The 16,477-nt window shown below is 58.0% G+C and carries 11 protein-coding genes; 6 read left to right on the top strand and 5 right to left on the bottom strand.

The features are described from left to right. Positions 1-46 precede the first annotated feature (46 nt). Both AC1Z36_RS06730 and AC1Z36_RS06725 read left to right on the top strand, forming a co-directional pair. Positions 47-736, top strand: coding sequence for a TetR/AcrR family transcriptional regulator (locus AC1Z36_RS06730; protein ID WP_332595055.1), 690 nt, complete (start codon positions 47-49; stop codon positions 734-736). A gap of 103 nt (positions 737-839) precedes the next feature. After that, entirely contained in the window at positions 840-2,072 is a 1,233-nt protein-coding gene (locus tag AC1Z36_RS06725) for an acyl-CoA dehydrogenase family protein (RefSeq protein ID WP_426733650.1), read from the top strand. Positions 2,073-2,142: 70 nt separating this feature from the next. Here the strand turns inward: AC1Z36_RS06725 and hrpB are convergent, their stop codons facing one another. Further along, positions 2,143-4,701: an ATP-dependent helicase HrpB gene (hrpB, locus tag AC1Z36_RS06720; protein WP_483561859.1), complete on the bottom strand. Its 2,559-nt coding sequence runs from the start codon at positions 4,699-4,701 to the stop codon at positions 2,143-2,145. Continuing rightward, a complete protein-coding gene (locus tag AC1Z36_RS06715; protein WP_402695758.1) occupies positions 4,698-5,489 on the bottom strand; it encodes an alpha/beta fold hydrolase in 792 nt (263 codons plus the stop codon). Before AC1Z36_RS06715 ends, hrpB begins: the two co-directional genes overlap by 4 nt. 144 nt (positions 5,490-5,633) lie before the next feature. Between AC1Z36_RS06715 and AC1Z36_RS06710 the strand changes: the two genes are divergently transcribed. From AC1Z36_RS06710 to AC1Z36_RS06700, 3 genes are all read left to right on the top strand, one after another. Next, positions 5,634-5,795 carry a hypothetical protein gene (locus tag AC1Z36_RS06710; protein WP_166650864.1) on the top strand — a complete coding sequence of 54 codons (162 nt, stop codon included), beginning with the start codon at positions 5,634-5,636 and terminating at the stop codon, positions 5,793-5,795. Between the two features lie 296 nt (positions 5,796-6,091). Beyond that, positions 6,092-7,153, top strand: coding sequence for an L-glyceraldehyde 3-phosphate reductase (gene mgrA / locus AC1Z36_RS06705; protein WP_402695756.1), 1,062 nt, complete (start codon positions 6,092-6,094; stop codon positions 7,151-7,153). Between the two features lie 272 nt (positions 7,154-7,425). Next, positions 7,426-8,808 carry an NAD-dependent succinate-semialdehyde dehydrogenase gene (locus AC1Z36_RS06700; RefSeq protein WP_105659101.1) on the top strand — a complete coding sequence of 461 codons (1,383 nt, stop codon included), beginning with the start codon at positions 7,426-7,428 and terminating at the stop codon, positions 8,806-8,808. Between the two features lie 62 nt (positions 8,809-8,870). On the opposite strand, the gene AC1Z36_RS06695 is transcribed toward AC1Z36_RS06700, so the two are convergent. The 3 genes from AC1Z36_RS06695 to AC1Z36_RS06685 form a co-directional block, all read right to left on the bottom strand. Continuing rightward, the gene (locus AC1Z36_RS06695; protein WP_133834863.1) at positions 8,871-9,854 is read right to left on the bottom strand and encodes an HTTM domain-containing protein; all 984 of its coding nucleotides are present in this window, start codon (positions 9,852-9,854) and stop codon (positions 8,871-8,873) included. 3 nt (positions 9,855-9,857) lie between these two features. Beyond that, positions 9,858-10,514, bottom strand: coding sequence for a DUF5819 family protein (locus AC1Z36_RS06690; protein ID WP_133834864.1), 657 nt, complete (start codon positions 10,512-10,514; stop codon positions 9,858-9,860). A 360-nt stretch (positions 10,515-10,874) separates the two neighbouring features. Continuing rightward, positions 10,875-15,377 (bottom strand): choice-of-anchor G family protein, encoded by a 4,503-nt coding sequence (locus AC1Z36_RS06685; RefSeq protein WP_483561858.1) that lies wholly within the window; start codon positions 15,375-15,377, stop codon positions 10,875-10,877. Positions 15,378-15,798: 421 nt separating this feature from the next. Between AC1Z36_RS06685 and AC1Z36_RS06680 the strand changes: the two genes are divergently transcribed. After that, entirely contained in the window at positions 15,799-16,464 is a 666-nt protein-coding gene (locus tag AC1Z36_RS06680) for a response regulator transcription factor (protein ID WP_402697614.1), read from the top strand. The last annotated feature ends 13 nt before the right edge of the window (positions 16,465-16,477 follow it).

Here is a 16,477-nt window from a genome sequence, read left to right as displayed (position 1 = left end):
TGAACCCAAGAATTTCCCAGCTTGAATCGTGCTAAATTCGTGAATCATGATCGCTTCTTCCGCAGTACCCCCAGCAGCCCTTGATCTACTCATTACCCAGGGCTTCGATGCCACCAGCGTCGACGAGCTGGCAGCTGCCGCTGGCATTTCCCGTTCCACTTTCTTCCGCCGTTTCGGGTCGAAAGAGAATATGGTCTTCGCCGACCAGGAAATGATCATTACACACGTCGAGACCACGCTGGCCGCCTCGTCGGTTGATGCAATCACTACGCTCATCGATGCCGCGCATGTGGTTTTCGACCAGTACACGGTCAACCCCGAAGGTGCCCAGTTGCGCCACAAGCTGCTCTCCTCGGTGCCGTCGCTGCGAGAGCGCGAGCTGGTCTCCACTCACCGTTACGAACGGGCGTTTTACGGGTTCCTGAACCGTCGCGATTTGGCAAAGAGCGCAACGGAGAAGTCGCTGTGCCTGGGCGTTAGCGCTGGCCTGGTTGCGATCCACAACGATCATTTGCGCAGCTGGCTGAAAGACGCGCAATGCACGGACCGCACCAAGCTGGCCAACGATGTGCGCCAGTTCCTGAACCGCTTCGCGGATCTGCTCGACCCCGGACAGGCAGCGGCCGCCCCCAAGCCTGCGGCCCCCAGCGTGGTGGTTTCCGTGCTGGATGCCGGCGCCGATGAGCAGGCGATTCTCCAGGCCGTCTCCCGCGCGCTCAAAGAGCACGGAAACTAATCGATTCCACCCAACTCTTGAAACCAAGTTTCTTGACATGGCACTGCGTTCCACTAGTCTAGGAGTGAAGCTTTTTTCACCGTAGCTATTAGGAGCATCTGAAATGTCCCAGCTGGAGACCGGTTTTGAATTTCCCGCCGGCGTTGTCGAACCCGAATACGACCTGTGGTCCGGAGACGTCAATATCGATCCGACCGGAATCTTCGCAGAAGTAGGCGAAGCGGACAACGCGTGGCGAGCTAAGGCCCGCGCATTCATCCTCGACGACGTCAAGGACGACATCCACGAGTACTGGGACAAGGCCGACTACCCGCTGCATCTGCTCAAGAAGCTCGGCGATGCGGATCTGCTGCGCGATGGCCTGAACCTGGAAGGCTACGAGGAAATGAGCCCGCTGGCTGCCGGCTTGGTCAACATGGAAATGGCCCGTGGCGACGGTTCGGTCTCCACCATTGTTGGCGTCCAGGGCGGTCTGGCTCTGCGCTCCGTGCTGTACTGCGGCAATGCCCAGCAGATCAAGAAGTACGCCATCCCCATGCTGCGCGGCGAACTTCCAGGCGCTTTCGCGCTGACTGAACCAACTCATGGTTCCGACTCGGTTTCGCTGGAAACCCGTGCCGCCAAGGTCGAGGGCGGATACCGCCTGAGCGGTGAAAAGAAATGGATCGGCAACGGCTCGGTCGGCGGCGTGAGCATCGTTTGGGCCCGCGACGACGAAGGCAAGGTCCGCGGATTCATCGTGCACCAGGATGCCGAAGGCTACAAGGCCACCACCATCGAAAACAAGCTCTCCCTGCGCGCTATCTGGCAGGCGCATATCCGCATGGAGAACGTCTTCGTTCCGGACCACGATGTGATGCCCGAAGCCAAGAGCTTTAAGGACACCTCGCGCGTCCTGTTCGCCACCCGGCTGGGTGTCGCCTGGTCTGCCGTGGGCCACGCGACCGCTTGCTACGAGTCGGCCGTGAGCTACGCCAAGCAGCGCGTGCAGTTCGGTCGTCCGCTGGCCGCCAGCCAGATCGTCCAGGAGCGCCTGGCCCGCATGCAGTCCGAACTGGCTACTATCCAGGTTCTGGTCATGCAGGCGACCAAGCGCGAAACTTCCGGTGAGCTGACCGGCCCGCAGGCGTCGCTGGCCAAGTACACCGCTACCCGCACCGCACGCGCCATCGCAGCGAACGCCCGCGACCTGCTCGGCGGCAACGGCATCCTGACCAGCAACCGCGTGGCCCGCCATTTCGCTGATGTGGAAGCAATCCACACCTATGAAGGTACCGAAACCGTGCAGGCCTTGATCATGGGCCGCGACATCACCGGCTTCTCAGCGTTCGCCTAGAACCTGGGCGCCGGAAAGCACGCCGGGACCTGGCTCGTTCTTCCGGACCTCGGCCCCGGCGTGCTTTTGCCTACTGCCGGCCCAATCGGTTCTTGGTCTTTGCCGTTGCCACGTGGTCCCATGGATTCTCCGGCCAAGGATGCTTCGGGTAGCGCCCGCGCATTTCAGAACGCACCTGGGCGTAGGGCCCATTGAAGAAGCTAACCAGGTCATCGGTCACCGCCAGCGGCCGGCCACCGGGCGAAAGCAAGTGGAACTGGACGGCAAGCTTGCCCTTGACCAGCCGCGGCGACTCATCGAGCCCGAAGCATTCTTGCAATTTCACGGCGACGACCGCTGGACCGGTTTCACCGACCTCGGGATAGGCCACGGAAATCCTTGATCCCGAAGGCACCTGGAGCCGTTCGGGCACCAGCGAATCAAAATCATGGGCATGCTCCCACGGCAGCAAGGTCCGCAATGCCGAATACAGGTCAACCTTGGCAGCGTTCTTGCCGGCGGCTACCTGCCGCAAGACCGGCTGCAGCCAGTTGCCCGCCGAGGCAATCAGGGCCTGGTCATCCACCGCGGCAAAGGGTTCGCCGAGCAGGCGATGGGCCACGGCCATCCGCCGGCGCAAAGCATCAAACTTTTCATGGGTGCCGAAGAAGGCTATCCCCTGCGTAGCTATGGCGCTGGCAACAGCCTGCATGCCCAGCTCTGCGGTGGCCTTGACCGGATGGGCCGCCAGCTCGATCTCGCCAAAGCTCTCGATCTGGCGAGCGGTGATCCTGCCGTCAACCAGCTCCGCCACTTCGCGCTTCTGGTGCATCTGCGGCAACAGGTCGACGGCAGTGCCAAGTTCGATGCCAACGGCCCGTCGGATCACCGCCTTGGATCCGGCACGGGAGACCTCGGCGACCGCAAGAAATTCCTCATGCATCAGCTGGCTGCCGCGCGGCAAGGTTGCCCGGGTCCCCGAAGCCAACAGGTATTCCTCCGGGCCGACCTTGCGCGCAATCCATTGCGGGTAGGCCAAAGCGCACACGCCTGCCAAGGCCGCAGCTGCCGGTGCAGGCTGCCGCCCGGTGCGGTTTTCCGCACTGCCCAGGAGCTTTTCCAGGCGCTGCGCTTCATGCTTCCAGGCACGGTGCGCCGGATGCGAACTCCGGCGCACCGCGGCAAGCAATTCATTCAGGTCCGCACTGGCAATGCGTTCCGAGCTGGCCAGCAATGCGACAGCATCCGAGGCAGCCCGGGTGCCGAAAATCCGGCTGCCTTCGAGCAACGCGCGGGCGGCACGCGGGTCTGCTGGAACCTTCATCATCTGCTCGCCCAGGGCGGTGATCTGCCCGGTGCCGTCAACCGCGTCCAGGCTGCGCAGGATCTGCTCGTCGCTGGCCATGGCGCTAGCCGGCGGCGCTTCCCACATGGCCAGCCCCTCGCCACGCGGGGTCCCCCATGCTGCGAGCGACAAGCCGGCGGCGACCAGGTCGCCGGTGCGGATTTCCGGTGTGGAGTGCGCCGGGGCGGCGGCAAAGGACTTGGGGTCCAAGGTCCGCACCACCTTGCCCGGCCCGAGTCGTCCTGCCCGGCCCGCCCGCTGGGTGGCCGCGGAACGGCTGGCCACCACGGTCATCAACCCCGAGAAACCACGCGAGCTGTCTCGGCGCGGCTCGCGGGCGTAGCCGGCGTCCACCACCAGATGCACGCGCGGCACGGTCACCGACGATTCGGCAATGGAGGTGGAGACGATGATCCGCGGGGCGCTGCCAGCCTCCGGCTCACTGAGGATCCGGTCTTGTTCCTTGGAAGAGATCTGCGAGTGCAAGGCCAGGGCTTGCACTCCGGAGGCAGCAATCTGCGAGCAGACGCGGTCGACTTCCCGTACCCCGGGGACGAACACCAAGGTGTCCACCGGGGTTGCGCTTGCTGCGTTGGCTTCCGCGCTGTGGCGTACCGCGACGGCGGCAACGTGGCGCAGGTAGTCATCATTCAGTCCGCGTTCGGTATTCCGGATTCCGGCGAAGCTGTCGAAAGCTTGTTGCACGGCATACTGCGCGGTGTGGGCGCTGAGCACTGGAGCGGCATGGCCACGGGCCAGCAGCGCCGAGAGTTCCCCGGCGTGCAAGGTGGCACTCATCAGGATCAGCGACAGGTCATCACGCAATTCGCTGACCTGGTTGGCCATCGCCAGCAACAAATCCGTATCGATCGACCGCTCGTGGACCTCATCAATGATCACCGCGCTCACACCGGCAAGATCCGGATCGGCCAGCAACCTGCGCAGCATCAGGCCTGCGGTCACGAATTCCACGCGGGTCTGCGCCGAAGACTGCCGTTCCCCGCGCACGGCGAAGCCAACGCGCTGGCCCAGAACCGATCCATCAAGCTGGGCGAGGCGACGGGCAGCAGCCCGGGCAGCGACACGACGTGGCTGGGTCACGATGATCTTGCCAGCCAGTCCTGCCTGGTCCAGGGCGTTGGCTACCGTGGGTGGAACTATCGTCGTCTTGCCGGATCCCGGTGGCGCCTGGATCACCAACGGCTGGGCAGGATTAGCCGCCAAGGATTCATGGAGTTCCTCCCTGCTGGGACCGAAAGCCAGCCCTGAAGCAATCCTGTTCAGGTCGAAGCGGGCCGAACTCATGCTTGGCGTCCAGCCCAGAAGGACTCGATGGCCTTGACCACAGGCTCAATCGGGAACAGGGTGCTGCCGTGGGTTCGCCCCGGCAAGGCCACCATGCGCGCATTGGGCAAGGTGCGGACCATGATCTTGTTCTGGTCGAAGCGCGGCTGGTCCCGGGTGCCGATCAGCAGCAAGGTCGGGATTCTGATCTTGCCCAGCTCGGACAGATTGATGTTCTGCAGGGTCTCGGCGGCCTCGTAGTAGGCAGCCAGGGCCAGCGGGTCGTTGGACTTGAAGGCCATGCGGGTTGCTGGATCCAGGCGTCCATTCTTTTCCTGCCCGGTGACGAATCCTTCGATGTCGCCATTGCGCAGGACCTCGAGGTAGCCGGGGAAGAAGAGCTTCCCGATTTCGCCGGGGGTAATTTCGTAGGTGCCGCCGAGCATGATCAGCGAGATCACCTCCTCTGGGTGGTGCATGGCCAGGTGGAGCCCGGTGCGTGCGCCAAAAGAGTAGCCGACAATGTGAATACGTCCGATGCCCAGGTGATCCATCACCGCGCGGATATCGCCGGCCACCTTGTCCATGGTGTAGTCGGCTACGTCATGGGATTTGGCTGACTTGCCATGCCCGCGCAGGTCCATGCGGATGGTGCGGTGCCCCTGGCCCAACGCCTTGGTGTAGCCGAGTCCTCTCCAGATGGACCGGGACAGGGCGGAGCCATGGAGGAAGAGAATCGGCTCCCCGGCAGCCCCGTCATCGTCAAAGAAGATTTCGGAACCATCTGCGGGATTATTGATCATCGGCATGCCTTCGATTAAATCCTGTATTGACGTTGAAGGCGAAATCAGTGTTTGCCGCCGCCCTCGACATCCGCGGCTAATAGGTGAACACTGAAGACACAGGGTCCAGCCATCCGCAGGGGGTGGCCCACGGAAGTTGGGAGGAAGATCATGCCTGAACAATCAGCTGCTGGGCAGCCCGGTGGCGCTGAAGAGGAAAAGCTGCGGCTGGCCGCAGAAGAAAAGAAGCGCCATGACGAGCACGATGAAGCTCTCGTCGAAGAGTGGGAAGACGAGTCATTCCCGGCTTCGGATCCGCCTTCGAATTATTAGCAAAAGCCTTTTCCCAAGAGACCGCACACCTCGCATTCAGCTACTTTCAAGTTTCAGCTCCTAGTGTGGTTATTACCTTCTCAAGGTGCGAGTGATCTAGATGAACCGATCCGCACAGGCGTTACCTCCTTGGCCTGGCGGGTCGGTTCTTCATTTAATCCCAATCCACGAAACCATTACGCACACAGCGGATCCACCTTTGCGCTATTTATTTAGTTCAGGCTCTGGCCTATTGTGGAAACTGACGTCAAATCGATTTCCGCTCGCCAGCGCTTGACCTGGCAGAAAGGTGCCTCGTGGAATACGAACGCCTCCCGTCCATCCCGGAACTGCACCGTCCCTACACTGCTGCCGCAGACCGCTATGCGCACTTCGGCTACCGCCGCGTTGGCGACTCCGGCCTGCGCCTGCCCCCGCTGTCCCTGGGACTGTGGTGGAATTTCGGCGATAACCGTCCATTCGATTCCCAGCGCGAGATCCTGCGCCACGCTTTCGATAACGGCATCAACCACTTCGATCTGGCCAACAACTATGGTCCTCCGGCAGGTTCAGCCGAAGAGAACTTCGGCCGCATGATGGAAAAGGACTTCAAGCCCTACCGCAACGAGCTGGTCATCTCCTCCAAGGCCGGCTACGACATGTGGCCAGGCCCGCACGGCACCTTCGGCTCGCGCAAGTACCTGCTGGCCTCCTGCGAAGCCTCGCTGAAGAAGATGAATCTGGACTACGTGGACATCTTCTATTCGCACCGTTTCGATCCGAAGACTCCTCTGGAAGAAACCATCGGCGCTTTGGATACCCTGGTTCGCCAGGGCAAGGCCACCTACGTGGGCATCTCCTCGTACTCGGCAGAACGCACCGCCGAGGCTGCCGCTATCGCCAAGGACCTGGGAACCCCGCTGGTAATCCATCAGCCTTCCTACAACATCCTGAACCCGTGGGTAGAGCACGGCCTGCTGCAAACCCTGGAAAAGGAACGCATGGGCACCATTGCTTTCACCCCGCTGGCCCAGGGCCTGCTCACCGATAAGTACCTGGAAACCACTGATGTGGTCCGCCAAGGCGGACGCCGTTCGCTCGAAGCCCAGCTGACCGATCAGAACCTGGCCAAGGTCCGCAGCCTGAACGAGGTTGCGCAGACGCGCGGGCAGTCGCTGGCGCAGATGGCCCTGGCCTGGTTGCTGCGCGATGGCGCGGCAACCTCGGTATTGATCGGCGCCTCGTCCACCAAGCAGCTCGACGAGAACTTGGGCGCGCTGGACAACCTTGAGTTCTCCGACGCGGAATTGGCCCAGATTGCCAAGATCGCCCAGGGCGATGCCGGAATCGACTGGTGGCGTTCTTCCGCTATCGGCTAGTAATCCACTGATCACACAGGTAATACCTGTGTTCTTGAGCCGCGGTTTCCGAGACAAGTCTTGGAAACCGCGGCTTTTTCATTCGCTTCCGTCTGCAACTTCCACTCAAGCCAAATACCTGCTGTTCCTTGGTGGCTGAATGTTGTTTCTGCGGATAAGCTCGGAGTAGACGCAATATGAAGTGAATTACATTCATTTATTGCGTGGAGTCCGCTAGCGTTAGATCCACACGGCTTACGCTGACCACTTTTGTGCATACGACAGGAGCATTGATGAGCGCCCCAACCTACAAGGTCTTGAACCCGGCAACCGGTGAAGTCGTCGAGGAATTCGCCGCGGCCACCGATGAGCAAGTCGAACAGGCGCTGGCTGCCGCGCAGAGCGCCTACGAATCATGGCAGGACGTTGACATCAACGAACGCGCCAAGATTGTTTCCAAGGTAGGCACGCTCTTCGCCGAGCGCGCAGCAGAACTCGGCAGGATCATGACCACCGAAATGGGCAAGCCATTGTCCGAGGCCGTGGGCGAAGCTGAATTCTGCCAGGAGATCTTCGAGTACTTCGCCACCGAGGGACCAGCCTTGGCAGCGGACCAGGAGATCAAGTCCTTCTCCGGCGGCAAGGCCGTCGTTCAGAAGCGCCCGGTTGGCCCGCTGCTGGGCATCATGCCGTGGAACTTCCCGCTGTACCAGGTAGCGCGCTTCGCGGCACCTAACCTGATGCTGGGCAACACCATCATCTTGAAGCATGCCGAGTCCTGCCCGCGTTCAGCACTGGCCATCCAGGAAATCATGGATGAGGCTGGAGTACCGGCCGGCGTCTACAACAACCTCTTCGCCACCCACGACCAGATCTCCACCATCATCGCCGATTCCAGGATCCAGGGTGTTTCCTTGACCGGCTCGGAGCGCGCTGGCGCCATTATCGGCGAGCAGGCCGGCCGCAACCTGAAGAAGGCCGTACTGGAGCTGGGCGGCTCGGATCCATTTGTTGTCCTGGACTCCGATGACGTACCGGGCATCGTGGATACCGCTTGGGGCTACCGCATCGACAACACCGGCCAGGCCTGCAACTCGAACAAGCGCATGATCGTCATGGAAGACATCTATGACGAGTTCGTTTCCGAACTGACCAAGCGTGCCGAAGGCCTGCAGCCTGGCGACCCGATGGCGGAAGCCGAAGGCACCTTCGCTCCGCTGTCCTCCCGCAAGGCGGCAGAGTCCCTGCACGAGCAGGTCCAGGACGCCGTGGCCAAGGGCGCTACCCTGCACGCCGGCGGCGTGCTGCACGACGGCCCTTCGGCCTACTACTCCCCTGCGGTGCTCACCGGCATCACCAAGGAGATGCGTGCCTACTACGAGGAGCTCTTCGGCCCGGTAGCAGTGGTCTACAAGGTATCCAGCGACGAGGAAGCCACTGAGCTGGCCAACGACACCATTTACGGCTTGGGCGGTTCGGTGCACTCCACCGACGTCGAGCGTGCCTCCAGGGTGGCTCAGAAGCTGCAGTCCGGCATGACCAACGTGAATGCAGCCAGCGCAGAGGGTGCAGAAATGCCGTTTGGCGGCGTGAAGCGTTCGGGCTTCGGCCGCGAGCTTGGCCCGCTGGGCATGGACGAATTCGTGAACAAGCGCCTGTTCTACGTAGGCGAATAATTCTTTAAACGATATGGGGTAGCTGAACCAAAAGTTCAGCTACCCCATATTTTTGTGTTTAGCTATCGTCCAGCTGCAACCAGTTCCTTTTCTTCGAAAAGTTCGTCTTCGATCGAGCGCCTTCGAAGAATCTTTCTGTTCACGAATCCAGCGATCGCCGCCCATTCCTTATTGGAAATGAAGAGCAAGTCCAAAGCGATCATGACCAACGAGAACTGCCAGAGACCTGCCAGTAGAAGCGCGATGCCCATGTGCATAGTGAATAGGACCGCCACAGCCCATGGACGCAGCTTGCGCCACAGAATGAAAATGATGAAACCGCCCTGGGCAATCAGAGTCATCCACGATGATATTTTGATGAACAAACTGGACTGCCAAATCAGCTCGTTGAGTCCTGGGTAGATCTGATAAGACTCCAAATTCAAGGCATAGTAGAAGCCCGTTCCATCAAGCCAGTTATCCCCGATGACTTTCAGATAGCTGGAGATAACGTAGACAATGACGATCTGCGCCATGCACAGCAGAAGCACGATATTGTGGACCGCGTTCCATGCTGGCTTGTTCTTGCGATTGACGGTCTTTCCCTTACGTCGCCGCAACCAAGAATCCACTGAGAAATGCTCGTTGAGGTTGGCGAAAACAAGGAAGAGCAAGGTAATTCGCGTTAGCGTATCCCCGCCGTTGGTGAGATATGGGTTGTTGGACTGCAACGCAACGAGGAACAGCAGGAACAACGGCGTGATGTACTTAGTCTTCCAGCCAGCGATGAAGATCAGCACGATGGCTATGAAAGCCATGTACCCAAGGCTGAAGAGCAATTCGTCGCTCTTGGTAAGAATCGTGTCAAAGGTCCAGTAGCCGCGCCGTTTGGCTTCCGGATCAACCCACCAGGAGGCTGGCCCCCAAAGTATGGAACGGTCTTCCATGCTTGGCAGCAAGACGGTGAGCATACCGATGCCGTAAATAATACGCAGCAACGAGAAGCTGATCAGAGAGTGTTTAGATTCGAGAAGCCAGTTACCGAATTTATCAATAAGAGATGTCATTTCCTATCGGCCTTCCTGGCGGTCAATCATGTTCTCCAAATGCTCCACGGCATGTTCGTACGGGCTGGCATCAGCCGCACGCCATCCGAAGGTTCGCACGCTCGTTTCGAATTGCGCGTCGTCCATGAAGCGGTGGTTGAAGTCGTTATTTCGATCTCCGACGATGCGCCATTGCACATCACGTGCTTTCTTCCCGGTATAGGCTTCAGAGTAAACCGTGGCGTAGCGAACAAGCATGTAATCCATACGTACAAAGCTCACTACACGTGATGAGTTTTTTTCTTCACCCTGGATGGCTTTGACGACTTCACTGTCGGTCATGACATCGCGTTTCTTACCGTCAACAGAGACAAAGTTCTTCCGTGCAGTTTCCCGCTGATCGGACTTCAGCTTGTTGAATCGTGAGAGGTAAACACTGGTGGTGTTTTGAGAAAGTTTTTGAATCCGGGAGGGGGCCAAGCTGCCTTTATTCAGTAGTCGCTCTACTTCGGTAACGGGAATCCATTCCGATTCTGTGATTTTCCCGTCGTCGTCATATGCCCGGGAGCGAACCTCCAAGTAGGAGTCGCGCTTCTGAATATTGGGAGCAAAAACATTCCATTTCTGACTGAAGAACGGCGATAATTCGCGCTTCACTGGATTAGATGCTTCCACTGCCATGGATACTGCTACTGCGCTATAACCAAGGACCATTACCAACGCAACAATTACGGCTATCAGCCTTCGCGTGTGACCTTTTTTGGTCATCCTTACCTCTCGAATGTCAGGGCGTCATTCCGCTTGCCGTCATTGCCCAAATTTTCTATCGACATCGGTCTCTGCTGAACACTTTGCCGGGCATTCAGCCAGCTACTGAAATCTTCTGTATCGATTACTCGCCTATTTAAGAGAACTATATTCCAACAGAACAAGGTTCAGATGCGCAGCCACATCTAAGTCATGTGCCAAATAAAAAGTCTTGAGCTGGGCAGCTAATATCAGCTGCCCAGCTCAAGATTTATGGTGCTACTTTACGATAGCTTAGGCCTTCTTACGACGGAGCACGGTTACGGCTCCACCTGCGAGGACCAGCAGCAAGGCGATTCCGCCGATTACCAGTGGAGCGTTTGCGCCGGTGTCGGCCAACTTGTCCTTCTTGGAATCGTTCTTAGAATCGTTCTTGCCCGAATCGTTGCTGTCGTTATCGCCAGCATCGGTAGCGTCAGCATCGGTAGCGTCAGCATCGGTAGCGTCAGCATCGGTAGCGTCAGCATCGGTAGCGTCAGCATCGGTAGCGTCAGCATCGGTAGCGTCAGCATCGGTAGCGTCAGCATCGGTAGCGTCAGCATCGGTAGCGTCAGCATCGGTAGCGTCAGCATCGGTAGCGTCAGCATCGGTAGCGTCAGCATCGGTAGCGTCAGCATCGGTAGCGTCAGCATCGGTAGCGTCAGCATCGGTAGCGTCAGCATCGGTAGCGTCAGCATCGGTAGCGTCAGCATCGGTAGCGTCAGCATCGGTAGCGTCAGCATCGGTAGCGTCAGCATCGGTAGCGTCAGCATCGGTAGCGTCAGCATCGGTAGCGTCAGCATCGGTAGCGTCAGCATCTACTGCAGCTTCAACTACCTGGAAGGTGGTGGTGTCGTTGGTGCGACCGTCATCGGCGAAGACCGAGTATTGGCCAACTTCAACTTCTTCGAAGATTACTTCCCAGTTGCCTTCATCATCTGCCGTAACCACGAGCTCTGGAGCTGCGATGGCGTTCTGGAAGAATGCGAACACCTTTGCAATAGCGGAATCAGCGACTTCGGTAGCCTTGACAGTTACCACAGCATTTGGATCCGAGGTGCCCTTCACGAGCACGTTAGGTCCTTCAACAGTCGAGCCTTCGAGTGGAGTAACGATGTCCACTGGCAGGTATTCACCGTCTTCGTCGCCGTCCACATCCGTGCCATCTGCATCGGTAGCGTCAGCATCAACGGCATCAGCATCGGTAGCGTCAGCATCAACGGCATCAGCATCGGTAGCGTCAGCATCAACGGCATCAGCATCGGTAGCGTCAGCATCAACGGCATCAGCATCGGTAGCGTCAGCATCAACGGCATCAGCATCGGTAGCGTCAGCATCAACTGCATCGGTAGCGTCAGCATCAACTGCATCGGTAGCGTCAGCATCAACTGCATCGGTAGCGTCAGCATCAACGGCATCAGCATCGGTAGCGTCAGCATCAACGGCATCAGCATCGGTAGCGTCAGCATCAACTGCATCGGTAGCGTCAGCATCAACTGCATCAGCATCGGTAGCGTCAGCATCAACGGCATCAGCATCGGTAGCGTCAGCATCAACGGCATCAGCATCGGTAGCGTCAGCATCAACGGCATCAGCATCGGTAGCGTCAGCATCAACGGCATCAGCATCGGTAGCGTCAGCATCAACTGCATCGGTAGCGTCAGCATCAACTGCATCGGTAGCGTCAGCATCAACTGCATCGGTAGCGTCAGCATCAACGGCATCAGCATCGGTAGCGTCAGCATCAACGGCATCAGCATCGGTAGCGTCAGCATCAACTGCATCGGTAGCGTCAGCATCAACTGCATCGGTAGCGTCAGCATCAACTGCATCGGTAGCGTCAGCATCAACGGCATCAGCATCGGTAGCGTCAGCATCAACGGCATCAGCATCGGTAGCGTCAGCATCAACTGCATCGGTAGCGTCAGCATCAACTGCATCGGTAGCGTCAGCATCAACGGCATCAGCATCGGTAGCGTCAGCATCAACGGCATCAGCATCGGTAGCGTCAGCATCAACTGCATCGGTAGCGTCAGCATCAACTGCATCGGTAGCGTCAGCATCAACGGCATCAGCATCGGTAGCGTCAGCATCAACGGCATCAGCATCGGTAGCGTCAGCATCAACTGCATCGGTAGCGTCAGCATCAACTGCATCGGTAGCGTCAGCATCAACTGCATCGGTAGCGTCAGCATCAACGGCATCAGCATCGGTAGCGTCAGCATCAACGGCATCAGCATCGGTAGCGTCAGCATCAACGGCATCAGCATCGGTAGCGTCAGCATCAACGGCATCAGCATCGGTAGCGTCAGCATCAACGGCATCAGCATCGGTAGCGTCAGCATCAACGGCATCAGCATCGGTAGCGTCAGCATCAACGGCATCAGCATCGGTAGCGTCAGCATCAACTGCATCGGTAGCGTCAGCATCAACTGCATCGGTAGCGTCAGCATCAACTGCATCGGTAGCGTCAGCATCAACTGCATCGGTAGCGTCAGCATCAACGGCATCAGCATCGGTAGCGTCAGCATCAACGGCATCAGCATCGGTAGCGTCAGCATCAACTGCATCGGTAGCGTCAGCATCAACTGCATCGGTAGCGTCAGCATCAACGGCATCAGCATCGGTAGCGTCAGCATCAACTGCATCGGTAGCGTCAGCATCAACTGCATCGGTAGCGTCAGCATCAACTGCATCGGTAGCGTCAGCATCAACTGCATCGGTAGCGTCAGCATCAACTGCATCGGTAGCGTCAGCATCAACTGCATCGGTAGCGTCAGCATCAACTGCATCGGTAGCGTCAGCATCAACTGCATCGGTAGCGTCAGCATCAACTGCATCGGTAGCGTCAGCATCAACTGCATCGGTAGCGTCAGCATCAACTGCATCAGCATCGGTAGCGTCAGCATCAACCGCTGCGGCAACTACTTCGAAAGTGACTTCGTCCGTAGAATTCGCATCATCGTCGCCGTCAGTCGCTACTGCAGTCTTTTCACCGGGAGTCACGCCTTCAAACTCGACGGTCCAAGTCCCGTCTTCGCCAACGATGGCTTCCTCGGTCAAATCATCTAGCGTTACGGTGATGGTCTTGCCTGGTTGAGCAGAACCTTCAACGGTAACGACTTCGCCTTCCGGAATCTGTGCACCATTTTCCGGGGAAGTGATGATGACTGATGCTTCATCCGCAGCTCGTACTTCGGAACGTGCAAACGAGATCTTGTTTGCACTATCACCCATTGCAGGCAGCAGCGTCACCGAAAGCGCAGCAACGTAGTCGCCAGCCTCCGTAGAATCCTGCTCGCTATCCGGATCGTCGATTACAGTGGTTCCCTGCTCATTGACGGTGATCTCAACGATCTCGTTGAGAACCCCTTCAACTACTGGTTCCAGAGGATCCGTTACGCCATTGACGATTCCGGTGATGACGCCAGGCAGTCCGTCAATTACCGGATTGACCAAGGTACCCAAGGCACTGCCCACGACATCCACTACACCAGTGGCCAAAGGAGTAATAAGGGCTCCGAGGTCGAGTCCCGCCAGAGTCAGATCGACGTTCGTCGTCGGCTGGTCTTCAACTAATCCCAAGAAGCTAGCAACGCTTCCTTCTACGGTTGCGGTACCTGATGCCAGGGGAAGTAGCAAACGCGCTTCTAGGCCAAGATTTACCACGATGTCGATTTGGTCAAGCGCCGCAACCATACTGTCGCGAAGATCCGTTACTAAATTCGAAAGTGCAAGAGTGATCTCATCTGCAATTTCCTGAACTGCCGTGGTGCTTAGCACTTCATAATTTGCAGGCTTACCATTGAGTCCGCCAGTAGTGATCTTTGAAAGGTCAACGCTAATGTCGCCTGACCCGAGATCAATGGTTACCAGCCCAGTATCAGAAGTGACGACGCCAGTCAGTACGTCGTTCTTGACTTGCGACAAAGCCGCGTCAATACCATTAAGGGCAACCGTTGAATCTGTGACACCGATACGCGCGAGAGGGCGCAGATCGATATCAATTGCTTCAAGGCCAGAAGTAATGGTGCCCAGTACACCTTCAGTCGACAAACCAGTGTTGAGTGTCGTACCAAGATCATCGACAACGGCGCCTAGCGCGCTAGTCAAGCCCTCGACTGCAGGGCTGCTAACGGTGGCAGACGCGCCTGCGACTAGGTATTGCGTATCCAAGGTGCCGTCGGTCTTGTCAGCGGTTGAGCCCAACGCGCCGATCTCCAACGATGCTTCGTCGACAATCTGGTCGGTCAATCCGTCTACACCGAGTTGACCAAGCAATCGGGTCAAGTCGACGTTCGCAGTCATATCGCCCGAGTTAGTGCCGTCGAGACCGATGGTTCCATCAGCACTGACTGCGCCTGCTCCCGCCTTCGCGCTAGTCACACTCGGGGTTTCGGCGTACGAGCTAAGAACTCCAGCTTCACCCAAGGTCAGAAGTCCAGTGCCGTCACCGTTGATCAATGGCACGTTGCTGAGTCCTGTACCCAAGTTGAGGTTCAGAGCACCCAAAGCTTCAACGTTTAGTGGATTATGAACTGGGCCCGGCGCGCTTGGATTGCCAGCATAGGCAAAACCAGCGTCAGCAACAGGAATGTCCAGCAAGTTCAGATCCAGTACGCGACCCAGGGCTTCAGAGCCGTCAGCAGGTGCCGCGTATGCGGCAGTTACGGTAGGAGCCACGAATAGGCTGGCAACGACTGCCCCTGCAAGAACGCGGCGTGCGGCACGCGGTTTCTTGCCATTCTTAGGTGGCAAATTATTTGCTTGCACCACTATCCTCCAAAAGTTGGTTGTGATCTAGGGAACCCCAAAGAGCTCCTATTTGACCCTATGCTGGACGAACCCCGGCTCACAGGTTTCTTTCAGCCATTTCTTTGCATACTCAGGTCAAACTTCTTGGCCATACGGTCAGAATCGATGGCCAACAGGTAATACTGGGCAGTAATTTAACTTCCTGCCATTGGAGAAAATAATGCACTTACAACCACTGACCTGAAAATTTACCCAAACAGTGATGTAACAATATGACAACAACCTCGCAATGCTATCTGTCAAGCCAAGGGATTTGACTAGTTGGCCATAGACTGTGAATCACCTGCTAGCTTTCCCCACCGCAGAACGGGTTAGGAAGGATTGGCCAGGACAACACCAGTTCGTAGTGATGGAGGATTCTTGTATGTCGCACATCCGCATTCATCTGGCTGATAGTGACCATTTCTCACGGGCCGGGATTGCTGGAGTCTTAGCCGAGGCCAGCGACATGGTGATCGAGCATGTTTCGGATTGCATGTCCGAGGCCGTTCAAGCTGCAACCGAGTTGGAGCCGGACCTCGTCATCCTGGAATCGTCGCTGAATGGGACGGATCTGTATTGCTCGATTCGGGAAATCTCCGAGAGTGCACCGAATACCAAGATCGTGGTGTTGGCTGCCCGATACCAGCGGGACGACATCTCCAAGGCCTACGATGCTGGCAGCTCGGGACTGATCTCGAAAAGCTCCATCAGCTCGGAACTGCCCAGCGCATTGCGCATGCTCGCTGCAGGCTACCAACTTTTTGCCCAGCCGTCGGACGGTTGGGAATCGACCGCGAAAATCGTGCGCCGCTCAGACCAGCAATCCGTTGTACGCAAGCTCAGCGAACGTGATCGCAGCCTGGTGCGCCTCGTCGCGGCCGGGCTCACCAATTCTCAGATCGCCCGCATCGCGCACATCTCCGAGGGCTCGGTGAAGCTCCACTTGGCGCGCATCATGGAGGAACTGGGCGTCACCAATCGTGTGCAGCTGGCAGTAGTGGCTACAGAATCCGGATTGGTTTCGTCTGCGGATCTGCAGATCGCCTGAAGCAGAATCGAAT

It is taken from the genome of Glutamicibacter sp. BS14, from assembly GCF_056934375.1.
This window is presented reverse-complemented; position numbering and strand designations above follow the sequence as displayed.